Here is a 19,938-nt window from a genome sequence, read left to right on the forward strand (position 1 = left end):
CGCAGTCGCGCCGCCGCGCCACGGTCTGCCATGCAACCGTGGATGGTAGTGCCGGCCGCTGGCCGGCATCCTCGGGATGCCATGCAGATGCAGGAGCCGGCCAGCGGCCGGCACTACACGTCATGGGGCGACGTCGAGACCACCTCTGATCAGGTCTACAGCGGCGTGAAACGGATCGCCTGGCCGCCACCGGGCGCAAGCACCAGCGTCAGCGCGTCGGCGCTGGTGAGCTCGCGCGTTTCGCGCACGAAGGCGAAGGGATTGCTGCGGAAATCGGCGCCGTCGCCATCGCGGTAAATCTCAGCGCGGTAACGCAGACCCGGCTCAAGGAAGCCCAGCGAGACCGGCAACACGCGGCCGTGTTCGTCGGTGATGCTGCCCAGGAACCAGTCGCGGCTGTGGCGGTCTTTGCGCACGATGGTCACGTAGTCGCCCACCTCGCCGTTGAGCACGCGGGTATCGTCCCAGTCCACCGCGACGTCTTCGATGAAGCGGAAGGCTTCGCGGTGCTGCTCGTAGTGCTCGGGCAGGTCGGCCGCCATCTGGATCGGGCTGTAGAGCGTCACGTACAGCGCGAGCTGGCGGGCCAGCGTGCTGGGGATGGCCTGACCGCCGCGGCCCTTCAGACTCAGGATGCCCGGGGTGTAATCCATCGGCCCGGAGAGCATCCGGGTGAACACCAGGTTGACCTCGTGCTCGGGCGGGTTCGGCGGTTGGCCCCAGGCGTTGTACTCCATGCCGCGCGCGCCTTCGCGGGTGATCCAGTTCGGGTAGGTGCGGCGCAGGCCGGTGTCCTTGATCGGCTCGTGCGGATTCACCGCGATATGCCGCTTGGCTGCTTCCTGCACCACCTTGAGGTGATGGCGGGCCATGAACTGGCCGTCGTGCCACTCGCGCCACAGCGGCCCACCGACCGGGTTGCGGCGGTCGACCTGGCCGTCATCGCAGACGTAGCCGCTCTTGAACGAATCCACGCCCAGCCGCGCATACAGATCCAGCGCCGCGCCGAGCTGATCTTCGTAGTGTTCGATCGCGCAGCCGGTTTCATGGTGGCCGATCAGGTGTACACCCTTCCTCGCGCCGTAAGCCGACAGTGCCTCGATATCGAAGTCTGCGGTGGGCCGGGTGAAATCGAAGGCGTAGCCATTGCCGACCCAGTCACCGTTCCAGCCCGGATTCCAGCCTTCCACCAGCACGCCGCGGAAACCATGCCGGGCGGCGAAGTCGATCACGCGCTTGGTCTTGGCCGTGGTCGCAGCATGCCGTGGGCCGGTCGCCCAGCTCTCCTCATCCAGATGCATCGACCACCACACGCCCAGGTACTTGGAAGGCTTCACCCAGCTGACGTCGCCCAGCACGTTGGGCTCGTTGAGGTTGAGGATCAGGCTGGATTCGACCAGCCCGCCGGCGGTATCGCTGATCTGCAGCGTGCGCCACGGGGTGTCGAAGGGCAGGTTCCGCCGCACTTTCCAGCCCTCGGCCGAGGGCGACAGCTGCGCGCGCAGGCGTTGGCCGTCGGTGCGGCGCAGCCACATGCCGGCGTAGTCCACCAGCGCGGCTTCGTGGATGGCGACATGCAGGCCATCGCGGCTGCGCAGCGTCATCGGTGTATGTGCCAGTGGCACCTGATCCAGCGGTGTGCGCTGGTAGAGATACTCGTAGTGAATCGGCTCACCGGCCGGAATCCACCAGGCGGTGGAGGTCGGTGCGATCGCGAACTCGGTCAGCTCATCGTCGATGATCGCCTCGCGCATGCCCGGCTGCTCAGGGAAGTGGTACCGGAAGCCCAGGCCGTCGTCATAGACCCGGAACACCACATCGATGCGACGCTTGGCGCCACCGCGTTCGGCCAGCTGCACGACCACTTCGTTGAAGTGATTGCGGGTCAGCCGGCGCTCGCCCCAAGGCTGTTCCCAGGTTTCATCGACGCTGCGCGACCGCTGGCCCACCACGGCGAGATCCCGGTCCAGGCGGCCATCGCGCAGCTGGAAGCCGAGCTTGGAGCTGTCCACCACGGCCTCGCCGAAACGTTCCACCCGATAGCTGGGGTTGCCGCCGTCCAGTTGCAGCGACACGCGCAGTACCTTGCCGGGCGACTCGACGTCGGCCACGGTGACGGGATCGGCGATGGCAGTGGCGCTGAATGCGCAGAGGATCCAGCCCAGCAGGGGCAGGCCACGACGTGCGAAAGGCCCATCTGTTGGATGCGACGGTGACGGCATTTCCCCTCCCAAAGCGGCCGAAAACACCCCCGGACTATAGCGACGGCGTCACGATTGCCGACCGCCCTGGCCATGAATACGTATGCAGCTCGATGCAGGCTGCGGCGTGCCGTCTACCATGGGCCCAAGGCACCCTGGGAGGGGGCCGCGAGCGCATTGCCGCGAGGCGGTGCGGACCTACAACGCGAGCAAAGGGGAGGGAGGCAACAGGCGCGAGCCGGTTCGCCACTTCGATGCTGAAGATGATCTGCCTGACCGTTGCCCTTGGGGCGGCGATGGGGTCCACCGCACGTGCGGCCGACCTGGACTTCGACGGCCGCCATGCGCGCGCCGAGACCGCCGCTGAAGGTGGCTACCGTCTGCATGCGCCGCAGGGCGAGGTGCGTGTCAGCGCGCAGCCGATGCGCAGCGAGACTGGCAGTGTGCTGTTCGATGCGCTGTTCGGGCTGGCCCAGCAGGAAATGGATGCCGACCGCGTGGAGGCGATTCGCGACCCGGCCTTCAATCACGGCAAGCCGGTTCCCTGTGCGTGCTTCCAGACGGGCGAACGCTGGCCTTACGTGTGGACCCGCGATGTGAGCTTCGCCGCCGATCTGGCGCTGTCGCGTCTGGATCCGGTACGCACGCGCCAGTCGCTGCAGTTCAAGCTGTCCACCGCGCGCGATGGGCATACGCCGGGCCTGTTCGTCGCCCAAGACACCGGCTCCGGCGGCAGCTGGCCGATCAGCAGCGACCGCGTGGTGTGGTTCCTGGCCGCACGTGCGCTGCTGGATGACGCGGCCTTTGCCGACCAGGTCTGGCAGGCACTGCAGGCCACCCTGGCGCAGGATCGCGAGGCGGTGTTCGATGCGCGGATCGGCCTGTATCGCGGCGAGACCTCGTTCCTGGATTGGCGTGAGCAGACCTACCCGGACTGGACCCGCGAGGATGTGCGCTTCATCGGCGAGTCCTTCGCGCTGTCCACCAACGTGCTGCATTACGAAGCGCTGCGACTGGCCGAGCAACTGGCTGGCCAGCGCGGCGATGCGCGCGCCACCACGTACGGCCAATGGGCCGAAGCGCTGGCCCGCCAGATCGACGCACGCTTCTGGCGCGAGGAGGCTGGTCAGTACATGAGCTACATCGGCGAGGCGGCCCACCCGGTGCCGTACGCCAAGTACGACCTGCTCGCGCTCTCGCTGGGCGTGCTGGCCGATGTGTTCCCGGCCGATCGCGCACGCCGCGCGCTGGCGAACTACCCGGCCGTGGCCGGTGGCAGCCCGGTCGTCTGGCCGCAGGAAGCGCAGCAGCCGATCTACCACAACCGCGGCATCTGGCCCTTCGTCAGCGCGTACTCGCTGCGGGCAGCCCGCCGGTTGGATGATGCCCCGCGCATTGCCATGGAGATCGAATCGCTGATGCGCGGCACCGCGCTGGCCGGCTCCAACATGGAAAACTACGAGATGCGCACGCTGGCCGTGCATGTCGATGAAGGCGCCCTCAGCGGCCCGGTGGTCAATTCGCCGCGGCAGCTGTGGTCGGTGGCCGGTTACCTCTCGATGGTGCTGGATGGGGTGTTCGGCGTGGAAGACGACGGACGCATCGCGCCGAAGCTGCCGGTATCGCTGGTGCCGACACTGTTCGGTGCGCATGACCGCATCCGGCTGGACGATGGCGAGCAGCGTTACGTGCTGGTGCGACCGAAGCGGCTTGCCGGCGAGCTGCTGGTGGCGGGTGACATCCAGCGCGATGGCAGCACCACCACGGTGCAGCTGGTGCCGTTGCATGCCACGGGCGCGACGCCATCACCGGCCATCCTGCGTCCCTCGGCGGTGTTCGCCCCGGCCACCCCCGCTGCCCCGGTGCCGCGTGAAACGACGGCAGGCTGGCAGATCACGGTGCCCGCCGGGCACGTGCTGTGGCGCGACGGCCAGACGCTGACGCCCACACGGGGTGTCGCCACGATTGCCAGGGACGGTGCCAGTCACTGCCTGAGCCTGACCCGCCGGGAGGGCGCGCTGGAATCGCTGCACAGCCCGATGACCTGCATCGGCCCGCAGCAGGTGCTGGCCGGCGACACGCACTGGCAGTGGACCGCACCGACCGCCGGCCGCTGGCGTGCACGCCTGCGCTACGACAACCCGAACGGCCCGATCAACACCGGCGTGACTGCAGCGGTGAAGACGCTGGTGCTGCAGTGCGAGGGCCAACCGGAGCAGCGCCGTCCCATCGTGATGCCGCACAGCGTGGGCGAACAGGACTCCACGGCGGTTGAATTCGAGCTGCCGGCACGCGCTTGCCGCATCGCGCTGGATGAGGGCTTCAACATGAGCGCGTTGACCCACTTCGCGCAGTACAACGGCGGCAAGGGAGGCAGTGAGGGCATGCTCAATCAGGCCCGCGTGTCCGCGCTGACCCTGATGCCGGTCGCGGCCTCGACGGAGCCGCGCCGATGAGCCGTTCGCCCAAACCAACGCTGTCGTTCTGGCAGATCTGGAACATGTGCTTCGGCTTCCTCGGCATCCAGTTCGGCTTTGCGCTGCAGAACGCCAATGCCAGCCGCATCTTCGAGACGCTCGGCGCGCCGATGGACGCGGTGCCTGGGCTGTGGATCGCCGCGCCATTGACCGGTCTGCTGGTGCAGCCGGTGATCGGCTACCTGTCCGACCGCACCTGGACGCGCTGGGGCCGCCGCCGCCCGTTCTTCATGATCGGTGCGGTACTGACCACGTTGGCTCTGCTGGTGATGCCGAATTCGCCGACGCTGTGGATCGCCGCTGGCACGCTGTGGGTACTGGATGCCTCGATCAACGTGTCGATGGAGCCGTTCCGCGCGTTCGTCGGCGATCAGCTGGCTCCACGGCAACGGCCGACCGGCTTTGCGATGCAGAGCTTCTTCATCGGCATCGGTGCGATCGTCGCCAGCTTCCTGCCTTTCATCCTGGCCCACTTCGGCGTGGCCAACACGGCGGCCGCGGGGCAGGTGCCCGATACCGTGCGCTACGCGTTCTACTTCGGGGCCGCGGTGCTGCTCGCGGCGATCACCTGGACCGTGGTCAGCACCCGGGAATACTCGCCGGCTGAGCTGGCCAGCTTCGATGATGCCGAGCCGTCCGCAGTGCACCAGAGTGCGCGCGTGGCCGGACCGCCCCCGTGGGCGCAGATCGGCGGTTGGGTGGCGGTGGGCATCGTGTTGGCCGCCGCCATCGCGGCGCGGCAGGGTGACCGCATGCTGTACGTGCTGGCTGGCCTGTGCATCGCTTATGGCGTGCTGCTGGGTGTAGCGCGCTGTGTACCGGGGGCGAACATGCTGGCCACCATCGTCGACGACCTGCGTGCGATGCCGCGCACCATGCGTCGTCTGGCCTGGGTGCAGTTCTTCTCGTGGTTCGCGCTGTTCGCGATGTGGATCTACACCACCGCCGCGGTCGCGGGGACCCACTTCGGCTCCACCGATACTGCGTCGGCCGCCTACAACGAGGGTGCCAACTGGGTCGGCGTGCTGTTCGGTGCCTACAACGGCTTCGCGGCACTGGCCGCGCTGGTGATCCCGGTGATGGTGCGCGCACTGGGCCTGCGCTGGAGCCACCTGGTCAACCTGTGGCTGGGCGGTCTGGGGCTGATCTCGATGCTGTTCATCCGTGATCCGCACTGGCTGCTGCTGTCCATGGTCGGCGTCGGCTTCGCCTGGGCCTCGATCCTGTCGCTGCCGTATGCGCTGCTGTCCGACAGCGTGCCGGCGGCCAAGATGGGCATCTACATGGGCCTGTTCAATTTCTTCATCGTGATTCCGCAACTGGTCGCGGCCAGTGCGCTCGGGTTCCTGCTGCGCACCTGGCTGGGCGGCGATCCGATGCATGTGCTCGCCCTCGGGGGCGGCAGCCTGCTGCTGGCCGGTCTATGCGTGCTGTATGTGCCATCTCAACAGGAGGTTGTCTGATGTCCCGGTATTCGTCGTTGTCGCTGGCCCTGTCATTCGCGCTGTCCGCCAGTCCCGCCCTGGCCATCGAACGCCCGGACTATGTCGGCACGCGTGAGCCGTTCGCCAGCCAGGCGGTCTACTTCGTGGTCACCGACCGCTTCGTCAACGGCGATCCGTCCAACGATCACCGCGACCAGGGCGGCGCGCATCCCACCTTCGACATCCCGGTGCCCTGCCCGGACAAGGTGGATGGCAACATCGGCTACCTCGGCGGTGACTTCAAGGGCGTGCTCGACAATGCCGCGTACATCCGCAACCTCGGCTTCGGCGCGGTGTGGATCACCCCGATCATCGACAACCCGGACCAGGCCTTCACCGGCAGCAAGCCGATCAGCTGTACCAGCACGCTGACCGACCGCGGCAAGACCGGCTACCACGGCTACTGGGGCGTCAACTTCTATACGCTCGACGAGCATCTGCCGAGCAGGGACCTGGACTTCGCAGCGTTCACCCGCGGCCTGCATGCCGCCGATCTGAAGGTGGTGCTGGATATCGTCGGCAACCATGGCTCGCCCGCGTGGACGATGCCGGTGGCGCAGCCGCAGTTCGGCCAGATATTCGACAAGGACGGCCGGTTGATCGCCGATCACCAGAACCTGCCCCCGCAGCAGCTGGATCCGGTCCATAACCCGCTGCATGCGTTCTACAACAACATCGGCCCCGTCGACGGCAAGCACGGCTCGATCTTCGACGGCAACCTGGCCGAGCTGTCCGACTTCAACGAGCACAACCCGGCGGTGATGGACTACCTGGTGGGCGCCTACCTGCAGTGGACGGCGCAGGGCGTGGATGCGCTGCGCATCGACACCATCGGCTGGCTGCCGCACCCGTGGTGGCATGCCTTCGTCAACCGCATCCGTGCCGAGCATCCCGGCATGTTCATGTTCGGCGAAGCGTTCGACTACGACGCCAGCAAGATCGCCGAGCACACCTGGCCGGCCAACGCGAACGTCAGCGTGCTGGACTTCCCGCTGCGCGGTGCATTGTCGTCCGTGTTCGGCAAGGAGCAGAAAGGCTTTGAAACGCTGGCCGAGCCGCTGCACCTGCTCGACGGGCCGTATGCGAATCCGTACGAGCTGATGAGCTTCTACGACAACCACGACATGGCCCGGCTGGACGCGAACGATGCAGGGTTCATCGACGCCCACAACTGGCTGTTCACCGCACGCGGCATTCCGGTGATCTATTACGGCTCGGAAACCGGCTTCATGCGCAGCCGCGCCGAGCATGCCGGCAACCGCGCCTACTTCGGCCAGGCGCGCGTCAACGACGCGCCGAACAGCCCGATCTACGCGCCGCTGCAGCGCATCGCCAAACTGCGTGAGGCCACACCCGCCCTGCAGCGCGGGCTGCAGGTCAACGAGCGACTGCAGGGCGATGAAGCGGTGTTCTTCCGCGTGCTGCAGCACGGCGATACCGCCCAGACCGCGCTGGTGCTGCTCAACAAGGGCGACACCGCCCGCACCCTTGAGGTGCGCCGCTATCTGCAGGCCGGGATCTGGCGCGACGCGCTGGGCGGTGCCAACCAGACGGTCAACGGATCACTGAAGGCCGAGGTGCCTGCGCATGGCGTGCGCGTATTCGTGCTGGATGCCCAGGTCGACCAGGCCGCGCTGCAGGCCCGGTTGAAGGCGGCGGTCGACGATCAGCAGGCACGCACCAAGCGCCTGGCAAAGTAGCCGGGTGATGCCCGGTCTGCCGTTCGCGGTGGGCCGGGCACTACAATCGGGCTCGCGATCGCGCACTGCGGTCCTCTTGAGCACGCTCTCCATGTCACGCCTGTCCCTGCGCCCCGCAACGCCCGACGACGCCGAGCGCCTGTTCCATCTGATGCAGTTCTACTACTTCGAGGCGTCGGTCTGGAGCGGAGAAGAAGTACGCTCCGACGGCCTGTTCGACTGTGATCGGAGCGATGTCGAGGCCTCCCTGCACAACGCCCCGCAGTGGGCGCGGTTGTTGTTCGTCGACGAGGCACTCGCCGGCTTCGTGCTGGTGGACCGGGTGGAACGGGACGGCCACCACTATCCTGAACTGGCCGATCTCTTCGTGCTTCCCAAGTACCGGCGGCAAGGCCTGGCGGCCTACGTGGTCAACGCACTGGTGCGCCCCGGCGAGGGGCAATGGCTGCTCGCAGTGTTCCGCGGCGACGTGGCTGCGCATGCCCACTGGCTGCGGACCCTGCCGCGTCTTGGTCTGCCGCATGTCGCGCTGGCCGACGATGACCCGCGTTTCCACCTCTACCTGATCGGCGGTCCACCGCGCGTGTAGTGCCGGCCGCTGGCCGGCTTCCCACAGCCCCGGCGGTACACTATCGGCCCCCACCCATACCCCCGCATTCCATGAACGACGCTGCCCCCCAGACCCCGATCGAAACGCTGCTCAAGACGGCGATGGACGGTCAGTTGCCGATCGGCCTGTTCATGAAAGCCTTCGTCGCGTCCGAGGTGGTGCTGCTCACCGGCAGCCTGGTGACGCCGGATGGCAGCGGTTTCGATCCGCTGCTGTTCGACAAGCAGGGCGTGTTGCACGTGTCCGTGTTCACCGATATGAGCCGCGTCGGTTTCCACAGCCAGCAGGCCCCGCACACGATCCGCATGCTCATGCTGGACGTACTCAAGCGCGTCCCTGGCGGTTACGGCGTGGTGATCAATCCGGGCACCTCGCTGGGCTTTGAGATCTCGCCGTCCGGCGTCGGCGAAATTCTCAAGGACTTCGCCGACGGCCCGCGCTGACGCTGCGTTAAAGTGACGTCGTACGTTCCATCGGTACGCTTCTGCGCGCTCGCGGTCAGGACGCGGTTGTCGTAGAAGCTGATTTTCTCGAACAGCTCCGTCACCAGCCGCTGGCGGTCGGCCGGCGTTTCGGCGCGGATGTAGGCGAGCAGTTCGGTGGAGGTGGTGTAGGGCGGTTGCTGGAAGCCCTTGGGTGCTTCTGGACACGTGTGCGCCAGCGACCGGCCAGCCATGACACGCCCACGCAGCCTGCGACCACCAGCAGCCAGCCGGATGCTGTTGGCCCCGCGCTCTGCTTGATCGCGCCCCACCACGCCGGGCCGAACATCGCCCCGATGACCAGTACGGCGAGTGCCAACAAGGCAAGCAGGACGCGCGACACCCAACGCTCGATACCGGCGTCATGCCGGGCAATGCGCAGCGTGACCTCACGGGCGAAGCGCATCGGCGGCCCACTCTGCGGGGCGGAAGCGATCGCCTGGGCGATGCGCAGGTAGTCGGCGGCGTCCGGCGCAGCGCGCTGGCCGCTGAGAGCGGCGCGTAGCGCAGCCTCCTGGGCCTGCCATTCCTCCGGATCGATGCGGGGATCGTCTGCGCTGCTCATGCGGGCACTCCAATGCGGGATTCAAGCAGTTCGCGCAACCGCTTGCGGCTGCGGAACAGGTGGCTCTTGATGGTGCCTTCGGCCAGGTCGGTCAGGGTGGCGATCTCGGCGATGGAGATCTCTTCCAGATGATAGAGCGTGAGCAGGGTGCGCTGCAGCGGCGGCAGGGCATCGATCGCCGCATGCAGGTGCGCGTTGATGTCCTGATCGCTGGTACGTGCCTCCAGATCGATGCCATCGCCGATCTGTTCGATCAATGCGGTGCCGTCCTCGCTCATGGTGTTCTCCACCAGCGGAATGCGGCGCCGCTCCAGGTGGCGCTTGGCGATCGAATAGGCGACCTGCGCCACCCAGGATTTCAACGCGCTTTGGCCGCGGTACTGATGCAGCGTCTGATGGATGCGCAGGAAGGCTTCCTGGCACAGCTCGCGGGTGTCGTCGGGGTGGCGGACCATGCGGTCGACCACACGCCAGCACAGCCCTTGATACTCGCGCACCAGCTGCTCGAACGCGCCGGGCTGCCGCGACAGAATGGCAGCGACCAATGCACGGTCGGCGTCGAGACAGTCGGCAGGGGAGGGCGGCGTATGCATCACCATAGGGATACGTCGAGTGCGCCCTCGGTTGCAACCAGACGCCGTGCAACCGATCCCGCCTTGGCCGTATCTCAGTGGACAAGCCCCTCAACGGAACGAACGCACCATGGATTACAACCTGATTCTGCCTGTCGTCCTGATTCTCGGCATCGTGTATGCCATCAAGAGCGTGGTCGATGGCCACACGCGCCGTCGGATCGTTGAAGCCCGCGGCTCGGAAGAGCTGGTGCGCTCGCTACTGGCCGGCGACACCACCAAGCGGCGACTGGCCTCGCTGCATTGGGGCTGCGTGTTGCTGACCCTGGCGCTGGCATTCGGTCTGGTCGATCTGCTCGGTATCGACCGGGTCACGCCTGGCGCCATTGCGCTGCTGCTCGGTGCGACCGGGCTGGGCAACGTGGTGTACTTCGTGCTGGATCGTCGCCTGAAGTAATGCCCGTGTGCGCGTCGCTCAGCCGCGCAGCGAGGAGTCCCGCAGCACCTGCTTCACCGCGATGCTCTGACCTTCCACCGGCTGGCCTTCGATCAGCGCCAGCAGCTTTTCCACCAGCAGGTGACCGGCCTGCTTGGTGTCCTGCTGCACGGTGGACAGCGGCGGGGAGACCGAGGCGGCCAGCGGGATGTCATCGAAGCCGGTGACCGCCACGTCCTCGGGCACGCGCAGGCCATGTTCGCGCAGGGCGCGCATCGCACCGATCGCGATCAGGTCGCTGGCCGCGCACAGCCCGTCGATACGCTCGCCGCGCGCCAACAGTGCCTGGCAGGCATCGAAGCCGGACTGCTCGGTGGTGATCGCATCGTGCTGCAGCGAGGGCTCGGCGCTGAGGCCGCGCGCGTGCATCGCCTCCACGTGGCCGCGATAGCGCTGCTCGAACTCGGGATAGTGGCTGGAGGCATGGCCGACGAAGGCGATCCGGCGGCAGCCCTGGTCGAGCAGGTGCGCGGTGATGTCGAACCCGCCCTGGAAATTGTCGCTGCCGATCGAGACACCGGGCTGGTCGGGCAGGGAAGCGCCCCAGCGCACGAAGTGGGTGCCTTGCTCGACCAGCCGCTGCAACCGCTCGCGCGACTCGTGGTAGTCGCCATAGCCCAGCAGGATGATGCCGTCGGCCTTGTTGCTGTCCTCGTAATCGGCCTGCCAGTCGGTGGACAGCTGCTGGAAGGAGACCAGCAGGTCGTAACCGCGCAGCGCGCAGGCTCGGGTGATCGAGCCGAGCATGGCGTGGAAGAACGGGTTGATCAGCGAGTCATCGTTGGTCGGGTCTTCGAAGAACAGCAGGGCCAGCGTGCCGGCATTGCGCAGGCGCAGGCTGGAGGCGTTCTTGTCGACCTTGTAGTTCAGCTCCCGGGCAATGGCCAGGATCCGCTGCCGGGTCTCGGCGTTGACCATCGGGCTGCCGCGCAGCGCCCGCGACACCGTGGGCTGGGAGACGCCGGCCAGGTGGGCGATATCGAGGGAGGTGGCTTTGCCGCGGATGGTCATTTCAGCAGGGGGTGAGGCAGTGAAGGGACATCATGCCATGTGCCGCCTGGGTGGGGCCGGGTAGGGCGCTGGGCGGGCGGCCAGTGGCCTGCAGCCCGTGGACGGAACCGCCGTCACCGTTGCGGCATATGGCTCGAGCAGGTTTCCGGTCGTTGCCGGGCGGAATTCCGACAGGGTCGGGGACGGCGGCGATGATAAGATGGTGCAATCTGGATCCCCCCCAATTCTCCCGAGGGTGGCCCGGCAGATCTGCACCCCGCCCGGGGCTGTGATATGACTGCGGCCTGCCCTCGGACAACGGAAGAGCAACCCTATGGCGCGCGGCATCAATAAAGTCATCCTGGTCGGCAACCTCGGCAACGACCCGGACGTGAAATACACCCAGGGCGGTATGGCGATCACCCGCATCAGCCTGGCCACCACCAGCGTCCGCAAGGACAAGGATGGCAACCAGCAGGAGCGTACCGAATGGCACCGCGTGGTGTTCTTCGGCAAGCTCGGCGAGATCGCCGGTGAATACCTGCGCAAGGGCAGCTCGGTCTACGTCGAAGGCAGCCTGCGTTACGACAAGTACACCGGTCAGGATGGCGTGGAGAAGTACTCCACCGACATCATCGCCGATGAGATGCAGATGCTCGGCGGCCGTGAAGGCGGCGGTGGCGGTGGCGGTGGCGAACGTCCGCAGCGCCAGCAGGCCCCGCGCCAGGAGTACGGCGGTGGTGGTGGCGGTGGTGGTCAGCGCGGCGGCGGCGGTGGTGGTGGCTACGGTCAGCAGCGTCCGCAGCAGCAGGCGCCGCAGCAGTCCGCGCCGCCGATGGATGACTTCGCCGATGACGACATTCCGTTCTAGAGAGAACTTTTCGTAGATGTAAATAGAGAGGCTTGCAGCGTACGCGCTGCAGGCCTTTTTGCTATTTACAGCCTCCTAGGCCGCTGGTAGTTTTGTTCCATGCCGAGCACTTGTGGGACTGTCAATAGATGGCCGCGCTCTTTTGCATACGAGTTGTTGTTTGCGAGTCCGGAGAGAGATTGCCGCTCCTGGTTGAACTGCGCACTGGACTGCCGCTCTTCGATCCGACAGTTTTCATTTTTTCCCAAGTCCGAGCTCGAAACAGATCAAGCGCTAGCATTGAGCAGGCACTCCGCGCGAGTTCGCTCGAACTAAGAAGTACTTTCGCCGATGTATGGCAGTGAGTCGGAGACTGGGCTGTGAGATGGTGTTGAGCCAAGCAACTTGGTTACATCAAGCGCGAATTCAGAAATTGATTCTATCTAGTCGGATCTTCTTGAAAGGCTGCGAAGATGTCGTGCGGGTCTCCGCGTGAGCGCGACGCACGAATCCGATGCCTGTTCCATTCGAGTACGTTGCGGCACTTGCACGCCAGTGAATGAAATCGGGCCAGCCGCTTGGTCGCGGGTACAACGTTTCCGAGTGGAATATTGCGTCTTGGTGGTTGCGGGCTTCCTCAGCCGTGCAAACACGATATCGCTTCGTCACCCCATCTTCCCAATCCAGGATCGCGTGGTTAAGTCGGTGCCTGCAGGGAATGCGCCGATCCGCAGTTGCGTCAAACTGACGGCCGATGGAGGTGACATCGCTTGTTTCTCGGAAGTAGACGTTGGCCACTGCGTTGAGCAGTTGCTGTTGATTGAGCATGTTCACGTCGCTCTCCTTTCTGACGTCGACCCAGTGATTGCTCACCGGTAACGAGTAGACGTCTCCGTCGTATGCGATAAAGAAGTGACGGGGGGTGAGGGGAATCAAGCAGAGCGCCCCTGATTTTGCCAGCCCTGGTGCTCCGAGTCGTTCATTTCCGGGTCGCAGGTACCATCGATTCGTATGGATGGCCGGATCGTCGCTCGTGATGAAATCAACCGCTGTTCGATTCCGTAGAAGACACACTTTGAGGTCTTCCACGACAGAAACCATCTCAGGAACTGCCGACATCACCACTTGCACGGTCTGTGCGATAGAGGTTCGGAACTCCTCAGGCGCTCCTGTGGTGTCGACGACTTCAGCTGACAGCGCCGCGAAGGCGCGTGAAGCTGCCTCGGTCCTTAAGTGCTGCAGTACCCAAAAGGCTCTAAAGAGCTCAAGATCGTCGCCGGTCAAAGCGTAGCCTGACCCGCAGATGCGAGTGATAGCAGCGCCATACAGTCCTTCGATAACCTGCATCTTCTTTTCGTAGTGAAGATCCTTCCCATAAAAGTAGTCCGCCGAGCACTGGTTCTTTACCGGCGCGTTGAGGACGGCGCGCCGGCGCGCGAAATTGAAGAGATTTATCGCTAAGTTCTCGCCGTCCAGTGTGAATGGCCGTAAGTGGCAACGCGGGACGAAATGCTGATTTTTGAGTGCAGGCATAGAGCCGATTGTGAGGGCACCGGGGTCTCCGCATCAAGGCCTGCCATGCGAGGTGGGCGCATTGGGCAATGGGCGTCCATCGGAATGGATCGATTCAGCGTGGTGTCCAGAAGGCGGTGGTGGTGCGAACTGCTTGCGGCGCATCGAATTTGCGGTTGGGCGTCATAACCCGGTAGCTTGTTGCCTTGGGATGCCGCGTTGAGCGGCGCCCTGAGGCGCTGGTTCGAGCGGGATGTCCGCTGCTACATTCACGACATCACTGGGGCGGGTTGGCTGCTTCTAGTGCTTGAATTGTGCCAAGCGCTCTTGGCTGGCGCGACAGAAGGAGACCGTTGCTGGATGCGGATGTGCGGGACAGTCTGCTCGCGGCAAAAAACAGCCGATAAGCCCTGCGCTTGCGGTCGGCCATAAACGAATGAACGCATCAGCGTAGGCAGCTATTCGTTCTTACTGTAAGCAGAGACGCATTCACGCGCCGCCGCATCAGATACAAATGCCTTGTTCTCGGCAACCCCGAAGGGGGCGCTGGTGGGGTATTTTCGGGGCCAGATGAGGTAATCTACAAACCTGATATCCTTTAGAGAATCCTTAAAGAGACCGGTGCTTATGCAGAAGAAATTCACCAAGCTAGACGACATTAAGATCCCCAGGGAGTTTTGGGGCCTCTACAAGAGGCTTGGCGAAGAGCTGAAATATTCGAATCGATTCAATATCTCTAAAGACCTGAAGGGTGTGATAGAAAAATACATTCAATACCACTTAAAGAGAAAAGTGTTCGCCTTGGAATCTGGGGGCGTATTTTATCGAGCCAGAATCAATGCAATTGATAAAGGCGATCCGTATGGGGACAAGGAGATGGGTGCGCCGCCCAGAGGGCTGGCTGCTTCAGGTAGAATAAATCCCGACGGCATATCATACCTGTACTTGGCAAAATCTATTGAGACTGCAATTGCAGAGGTTAGGCCTTGGGTTGGGGCGAAAATTTCAGTGGCAAAATTTGCACTGAAGAGAAACGTTGAAATTGTTTCTCTAAATCCCAGAAAGATCTCCAATCTGAAAGACTACGAGATGGGGGATGTATTTAGGGATGTATTAAATTCCGTGCCACTAAGTAAATACTATTTTGCAACGCCCGCCCACAGTGCGGACAGGTTGGCATATTTGCCCAGCCAGTATCTAGCGGAGCTGTTCAAATCTGAAGGGGTGGATGGAATTGAGTATGGTAGCGTATTAAATCGTAATGGAGAAAACTTGGCGCTGTTCGACACTTTGGCTGCTGAGTGCGTTGGTGTTGAACTCCATCTTGTGGAGGAGGTTAATTACTCTTCATCCTTGGTCGAGGCTGCAAAAGATTAAACTGCAGTCGAACATTATGCTGAAGTCGCAGCTTCGCCCTGTGATGGATGCCGAGACTGCGCGTACGTAGTTGAAATATTTAGCGCCTCGAAAATTACCTGTGGTGGCAGGCAGTTGCGGGTCCAAAGCTCCCTTTCGCCCCCCCCATGATCATACTTCCTAATCCCTAGCCCGCCCGTGTCCGCTTTCGGCCAATAGCTGACATTCGGCTATCACCAAGGCGATCTACGGGAAAAGGCAAAAACTGGGCTGGAACCACACTGGCTGCTTCTGAGCCGCAAATCGTACTGAATGGACATTCGTTCAGGCTGGCGCTTTCGAGGCCGCCGATCATTCTCGAGGAAATGGCATAGGCAGCACCACCGGCGGCGCCGATGCCGACGTCACCGTCAATCGGTTCAAGAAGTTCTTCGGCGACGTGAAAGGCAAACGCTTTTTGTTCACGAACGGACTGGATAACGCGGCGCTAAAGCATATCGAGACGATTCAGGTGCTCCGCACCTAGAAGAAATCGCGCAGATGGCGACCCAACAGCCTCTCCGCCGGATCGCGCGAGTTCGCGCTCGTGCCGTGGCCACCGGCGCTGGAGTGCCAGGTCAGCAAGCCAGTCGCAGGCATCATGCGTGCCGATGGAATAACTGGCAGTTCGTCACGGCCGTGGCGGACCAACTATCGCTTGACCGCTCTTTATTCTCCCGCATGCTCTCCTATACTTGATGAAAGGGGGGAAGAACGATGTTCGAAATTACTGGCGCACAAGTCGCCGACCTCAATGACGCCGATCTGCGGACACTCGTCGCACGTCTCGCTTTGGCAGAATTGCGGGCGCAGGGTTGCCCCAGTTCGTCGGTTACCGCTGGCGGCAATCAGGATGCGGCCGATGGCGGGCTTGATGTCCGGGTCGAGTGCCCGTCCGCACTGCTGATGCCGGATTTCGTGCCGAGCCAGCACACAGGGTTTCAGGTAAAGAAGCCCGACATGCCGGCGAGCGCAATCCGCAATGAGATGCGTCCTTGCGGCGTACTACGGCCGGTCATCGCCGAACTGGCCGCTCGCTCGGGCGCCTACATCATCGTCAGCGCGCAAGGGTCGGTCGCAGACAAGCCGCTGAGCGATCGTCGCGATGCAATCCGGGCGCAGCTCGATGATCTGCCTGAGGCCGGGCAGTTGCATAGCGACTTCTACGATCGCGACCGGCTGGCTACATGGGTCAATCACTATCCCGGGATTGCCGCCTGGGTCCGCATGCGGCTCGGCATCGGTATGTCGGGCTGGAGCAGCATCGGCGATTGGTGCGGCGTCGGCGTGAGCGAGGAGATGCCCTATCTCTTCAATGACAAGGCTTGCCTAACTGATGAGCGAACGAGCGACCGCGAGCAACTCACCATCGGCGAGGGTCTCGCCCGGCTTCGCGTCTCTCTGACCCAAGCTCGCCAATGTATCCGGTTGATCGGCTTGTCCGGTCTCGGAAAGACTCGTCTCGTGCAGGCACTGTTCGAGGATGGTGTCGGCTTGGCGCCGCTGGACCCTGGGCTTGCCGTTTATACCGACTATTCGGTCGAGACTGACCCGACCGCCCGGGACATGGCGCGCCAGCTAGTTATCGCACGGCAACGTGCGATCCTGATCGTCGATAACTGCAATCCGGCGACGCACAGCGAACTTGCCCGCATCTGTTCGGAAGCGGGGAGCCAGGTCAGCCTCCTCACGGTCGAATATGATGTTCGCGACGATGAGCCCGAGCGTACCGAGGTCTTTCGCCTGCAATCAGCATCGCCCGAAATGGTGGAACTGTGGCTGGAAAAGACCTTCCCCAATGTGACCCAGGTGGACCGGCGCACGATATCGGAGTTCAGCGACGGCAATTTCCGCGTGGCGCGCGCCCTCGCCGAAACCCTCGGCAAAGGCGAGACCCTCGGAAAGCTCAAGAGCCGTGACCTCTTCGAGCGGATTTTTCACCAGCGCAACGAGCCCGACCGGGATCTCCTTTCCGCCGCCGAAGACCTTGCGCTGCTCTTTTCGATCGATGGCGAAGACACGTCGGAAAGCGGCGAACTTGCGCGGATTGCTGCTATTCGCGGCGCTTCCGTGGCGACGATATATGCGGCGCTGAACACGCTTCGTCAGCGCGGGATCGCGCAGCTGCGCGGACGGTGGCGCGCGATCCTGCCGCACGCGATCGCCAACCCGCTCGCCGGGTTCGCCCTCGAACGCATGCCCCCGGCCGATTTTGATCGCTTCTGCGCGTCGCTCACGGCGCGGATGCAGAAGTCCCTTTCGCGCCGCCTCGGCTATCTGCACGACAGCGCCGAGGCAGGGGCCGCGGTCGAGCGCTGGCTCGGTGCCGACGGTCTTCTTGGCGATCTCACGGCGTTGGGCGAAGACGGCCTCCAGATCATCACGAATATCGCTCCGGTCGCGCCCGATGCCGTGCTCGCAAGGATCGAGCGAGACGTGGCCGGGCCGCGCGGCGCCGAGATACTCGATCCGCAGTCGAGCGACCGATGGCAGTGGATACGGTTGATCAAGCTCCTCGCTTACGATCCACCGCTATTCGACCGCGCGGCGACATTGCTTGCCCGGTTCCTTTCCGCCGAACCGCCCAATTACAACAACAACTCGGCATCGGACATGTTCGCCGAACTGTTTCACCTGCACCTGTCCGGCACCAAGGCTTTGCCGGACCAGCGGCGATCGCTTGTGCGCCGGTTCGCGCAATCTGGTGATCCCGCTTTGATGCGCAGCGCCGGCGTCGCTCTCGATGCGCTGCTGAAGGCGCACCATTTCAGTTCATCCAGCGACTTCGACTTCGGCGCCCGGTCACGCGACTATGGCTGGCACCCGCCGACCTATGGCGACATCTGGGCCTGGTACAACGGAGCGGTCGACTTGGCGGTCGAGCTTTCGCCAATCATCGAAAACGCCCGGGACTACCTTGCCCATAGCGTAAGGGAGCTGTGGCATTTCGGCGCCTGTCACGATGCGCTCGAACGGGCAGCGACCCACTTCTCTTCCGAGCGGCCCTGGATCGAGGGGTGGATCGGCTTCCGCACAGCGCTGCGTTTCGAGGGCGACGCTATGCCTGATGAGGTGCGCGCGCGCCTCACCGCGCTCATCGACCGCCTGAAACCCACTGATCTTCTCCATCAGGCCCGTGCGGTGGTACTGGGGCGCAGCAGTTTCGGTTGGGATGTCGCTGACGGTGATTTCGACGACGGCGATGTCATGAAGCCGTATGAGCGCGCCTCCCAGCTCGCGAAGGAGATCGGAACCGCGCTCGCGCACGACCCGGAGACGCGCGCTGCCTTCATCGCCGAACTGCTCGTCGAGCAGCATCCGCAGCGCGCCTACGAGTGCGGCATCGGCCTGTCGGATGGCGCCGCCGATCTTGATGCAATGTGGCGGGAACTGCTGGGCCTCTTTTCTGCCGCCGATGTGGACAGCCGGAATGCGACGGTGCTGGGCGGGTTCATCCATGGCGCACACGCCAGGGATTCGGCCTTCGCCGACGCCGCGCTGGAGGATGTGATCGAGAATCCCGATCTCGCCGCGAGCTTGCCCTATCTTCAGGCGCGTGTTGCTATCGATACCCAAGGCATTACGCGGCTTCGGCGTGCGATTGAACGTGGCGTCCTGTCGGCGCGGACTTTTCACAGCATCGCCAATGGCAGCGTCGGCGAGTATCCACCCGACGCGCTTGGCCCGCTGCTCACCGACATCGCCAGTCTCGCCGACGGCGTGGAGATCGCGCTCGATATCCTTTACATGCACTTCTACCGCGATGGGGAGGAGGGCCGACCACGCGCTCCATCCTTGATTGCCGTCGGCCGTGAGCTGCTGCTGCGCGCCGACTTTGGGAAGAAGCAGTCGCTTCGCGATTTCGGGCTGCATACCGTCATTCGGGTCTGCTGCGCCGGACCTGATGGTGCGGCGACGCTGCGCGAGATCTGCGCGCGGGTCCGGGTCGGGCTGGAGACCGGCTATCTCTCGTCCTACGATCTTGGTTATGTCTTGAAGGCGCTCTTCGAAACGCATCCCCTCATCGCGCTCGACGCATTCCTGCTTCCTGAGATCCGGCCGAGGAATCGGGGACTGTTTGAGGAGGACTTCGGGTCTGGCACACCGGTGGAAGATGTCGGCGCCGAGACCCTTGTTCAGTGGGCGAACATCGATCCGGATAGGCGCTATCCGCTGCTTGGCAAAAGCATCTCCATGTTCAAGCGGCGGCAGGGCGAAAAGGAGAATGGTGTCTCCACGCTTTTCCTGGAAATATTGGGCCACGCGCGAGACAAGCGGGCGTTTCTCGGTGATATCTGGTCGCGGCTGCATCCGCGCAGCTGGAGTGGCTCGCTCGCCGATATCCTGGTTCGGCGTCGCGCAGCTATCACAACGCTGGGTGACAATGTCGGAGGCGAGGTTCGGCAATGTGTCACCGACATGCTGCCCGAACTGGAACGCTGGATCGAACATGAGAGCAAGCGCGATCGGGAAGGCGAGCAGAGTTTCGAATAGCTGCTGATCCGATCATCCTCAGCGGGGCTCTGACGCCGGTCGCGGCTCTCGCGGAGTCTTAGGCCGGACCCGCCGCCCTTTGCATTTCTGCCCGACGGCTTCGCGCCGGG

General features: G+C 63.9%; 14 protein-coding genes and 1 pseudogene. 9 read left to right on the forward strand and 6 right to left on the reverse strand.

The features are described 5' to 3' along the window. Positions 1 to 155 precede the first annotated feature (155 nt). A complete protein-coding gene (locus EDF74_RS02245; protein ID WP_123728611.1) occupies positions 156 to 2,222 on the reverse strand; it encodes a glycoside hydrolase family 97 protein in 2,067 nt (688 codons plus the stop codon). A 233-nt stretch (positions 2,223 to 2,455) separates the two neighbouring features. Between EDF74_RS02245 and EDF74_RS02250 the strand changes: the two genes are divergently transcribed. The 5 genes from EDF74_RS02250 to EDF74_RS02270 all read left to right on the forward strand — a co-directional run bounded on the left by EDF74_RS02250 (position 2,456) and on the right by EDF74_RS02270 (position 8,915). Further along, complete coding sequence (locus EDF74_RS02250; RefSeq protein ID WP_123728612.1) at positions 2,456 to 4,657, forward strand: Six-hairpin glycosidase-like protein; 2,202 nt, start codon at positions 2,456 to 2,458, stop codon at positions 4,655 to 4,657. Further along, positions 4,654 to 6,141 (forward strand): MFS transporter, encoded by a 1,488-nt coding sequence (locus tag EDF74_RS02255; protein ID WP_123728613.1) that lies wholly within the window; start codon positions 4,654 to 4,656, stop codon positions 6,139 to 6,141. Before EDF74_RS02250 ends, EDF74_RS02255 begins: the two co-directional genes overlap by 4 nt. Beyond that, complete coding sequence (locus EDF74_RS02260) at positions 6,141 to 7,862, forward strand: alpha-amylase family glycosyl hydrolase (RefSeq protein ID WP_123728614.1); 1,722 nt, start codon at positions 6,141 to 6,143, stop codon at positions 7,860 to 7,862. The genes EDF74_RS02255 and EDF74_RS02260 overlap by 1 nt, the downstream gene beginning before the upstream one ends. Positions 7,863 to 7,953: 91 nt before the next feature. Next, on the forward strand, positions 7,954 to 8,451 hold the full coding sequence (locus EDF74_RS02265) for a GNAT family N-acetyltransferase (RefSeq protein WP_184997025.1): 498 nt from the start codon (positions 7,954 to 7,956) through the stop codon (positions 8,449 to 8,451). 71 nt (positions 8,452 to 8,522) lie between these two features. After that, positions 8,523 to 8,915, forward strand: coding sequence for an SseB family protein (locus EDF74_RS02270; RefSeq protein WP_123728616.1), 393 nt, complete (start codon positions 8,523 to 8,525; stop codon positions 8,913 to 8,915). A gap of 8 nt (positions 8,916 to 8,923) precedes the next feature. On the opposite strand, the pseudogene EDF74_RS18300 reads toward EDF74_RS02270, so the two are convergent. The 3 genes and pseudogenes from EDF74_RS18300 to EDF74_RS02280 all read right to left on the reverse strand — a co-directional run. Beyond that, a pseudogene (locus EDF74_RS18300) lies at positions 8,924 to 9,106 on the reverse strand (hypothetical protein); the annotation flags it as partial. Next, positions 9,016 to 9,519, reverse strand: a complete 504-nt coding sequence (locus EDF74_RS18060) for a hypothetical protein (RefSeq protein WP_148045903.1) — start codon at positions 9,517 to 9,519, stop codon at positions 9,016 to 9,018. The gene EDF74_RS18060 and the pseudogene EDF74_RS18300, both read right to left, overlap by 91 nt. Next, a complete protein-coding gene (locus EDF74_RS02280; RefSeq protein WP_123729687.1) occupies positions 9,516 to 10,112 on the reverse strand; it encodes an RNA polymerase sigma factor in 597 nt (198 codons plus the stop codon). The genes EDF74_RS18060 and EDF74_RS02280 overlap by 4 nt, the downstream gene beginning before the upstream one ends. Positions 10,113 to 10,221: 109 nt before the next feature. Between EDF74_RS02280 and EDF74_RS02285 the strand changes: the two genes are divergently transcribed. Beyond that, positions 10,222 to 10,548, forward strand: coding sequence for a hypothetical protein (locus EDF74_RS02285; RefSeq protein WP_121043262.1), 327 nt, complete (start codon positions 10,222 to 10,224; stop codon positions 10,546 to 10,548). An 18-nt stretch (positions 10,549 to 10,566) separates the two neighbouring features. On the opposite strand, the gene EDF74_RS02290 is transcribed toward EDF74_RS02285, so the two are convergent. Next, entirely contained in the window at positions 10,567 to 11,598 is a 1,032-nt protein-coding gene (locus EDF74_RS02290) for a LacI family DNA-binding transcriptional regulator (protein WP_123728617.1), read from the reverse strand. Positions 11,599 to 11,911: 313 nt separating this feature from the next. On the opposite strand from EDF74_RS02290, the gene EDF74_RS02295 reads away from it, so the two are divergent. Further along, positions 11,912 to 12,448, forward strand: a complete 537-nt coding sequence (locus EDF74_RS02295; protein WP_123728618.1) for a single-stranded DNA-binding protein — start codon at positions 11,912 to 11,914, stop codon at positions 12,446 to 12,448. 405 nt (positions 12,449 to 12,853) lie between these two features. On the opposite strand, the gene EDF74_RS02300 is transcribed toward EDF74_RS02295, so the two are convergent. Beyond that, positions 12,854 to 13,960, reverse strand: a complete 1,107-nt coding sequence (locus EDF74_RS02300; protein ID WP_123728619.1) for a DUF4238 domain-containing protein — start codon at positions 13,958 to 13,960, stop codon at positions 12,854 to 12,856. Between the two features lie 606 nt (positions 13,961 to 14,566). Here EDF74_RS02300 and EDF74_RS02305 point away from each other — a divergent pair. Both EDF74_RS02305 and EDF74_RS02310 read left to right on the forward strand, forming a co-directional pair. Further along, entirely contained in the window at positions 14,567 to 15,316 is a 750-nt protein-coding gene (locus EDF74_RS02305; RefSeq protein WP_123728620.1) for an RES family NAD+ phosphorylase, read from the forward strand. Positions 15,317 to 16,051: 735 nt separating this feature from the next. After that, positions 16,052 to 19,828 (forward strand): hypothetical protein, encoded by a 3,777-nt coding sequence (locus EDF74_RS02310; RefSeq protein ID WP_123728621.1) that lies wholly within the window; start codon positions 16,052 to 16,054, stop codon positions 19,826 to 19,828. Positions 19,829 to 19,938: the final 110 nt, after the last annotated feature.

It is taken from the genome of Stenotrophomonas rhizophila, assembly GCF_003751305.1.
GTDB classification, from domain to species: Bacteria; Pseudomonadota; Gammaproteobacteria; order Xanthomonadales; family Xanthomonadaceae; genus Stenotrophomonas; species Stenotrophomonas rhizophila_B.

Coding starts and splice junctions, on each gene's coding strand:
- EDF74_RS02245 (WP_123728611.1), bottom strand. CDS start 2,222: ATGCCGTCACCGTCGCATCCAACAGATGGGCCTTTCGCACGTCGTGGC.
- EDF74_RS02250 (WP_123728612.1), top strand. CDS start 2,456: ATGCTGAAGATGATCTGCCTGACCGTTGCCCTTGGGGCGGCGATGGGG.
- EDF74_RS02255 (WP_123728613.1), top strand. CDS start 4,654: ATGAGCCGTTCGCCCAAACCAACGCTGTCGTTCTGGCAGATCTGGAAC.
- EDF74_RS02260 (WP_123728614.1), top strand. CDS start 6,141: ATGTCCCGGTATTCGTCGTTGTCGCTGGCCCTGTCATTCGCGCTGTCC.
- EDF74_RS02265 (WP_184997025.1), top strand. CDS start 7,954: ATGTCACGCCTGTCCCTGCGCCCCGCAACGCCCGACGACGCCGAGCGC.
- EDF74_RS02270 (WP_123728616.1), top strand. CDS start 8,523: ATGAACGACGCTGCCCCCCAGACCCCGATCGAAACGCTGCTCAAGACG.
- EDF74_RS18060 (WP_148045903.1), bottom strand. CDS start 9,519: ATGAGCAGCGCAGACGATCCCCGCATCGATCCGGAGGAATGGCAGGCC.
- EDF74_RS02280 (WP_123729687.1), bottom strand. CDS start 10,112: ATGCATACGCCGCCCTCCCCTGCCGACTGTCTCGACGCCGACCGTGCA.
- EDF74_RS02285 (WP_121043262.1), top strand. CDS start 10,222: ATGGATTACAACCTGATTCTGCCTGTCGTCCTGATTCTCGGCATCGTG.
- EDF74_RS02290 (WP_123728617.1), bottom strand. CDS start 11,598: ATGACCATCCGCGGCAAAGCCACCTCCCTCGATATCGCCCACCTGGCC.
- EDF74_RS02295 (WP_123728618.1), top strand. CDS start 11,912: ATGGCGCGCGGCATCAATAAAGTCATCCTGGTCGGCAACCTCGGCAAC.
- EDF74_RS02300 (WP_123728619.1), bottom strand. CDS start 13,960: ATGCCTGCACTCAAAAATCAGCATTTCGTCCCGCGTTGCCACTTACGG.
- EDF74_RS02305 (WP_123728620.1), top strand. CDS start 14,567: ATGCAGAAGAAATTCACCAAGCTAGACGACATTAAGATCCCCAGGGAG.
- EDF74_RS02310 (WP_123728621.1), top strand. CDS start 16,052: ATGTTCGAAATTACTGGCGCACAAGTCGCCGACCTCAATGACGCCGAT.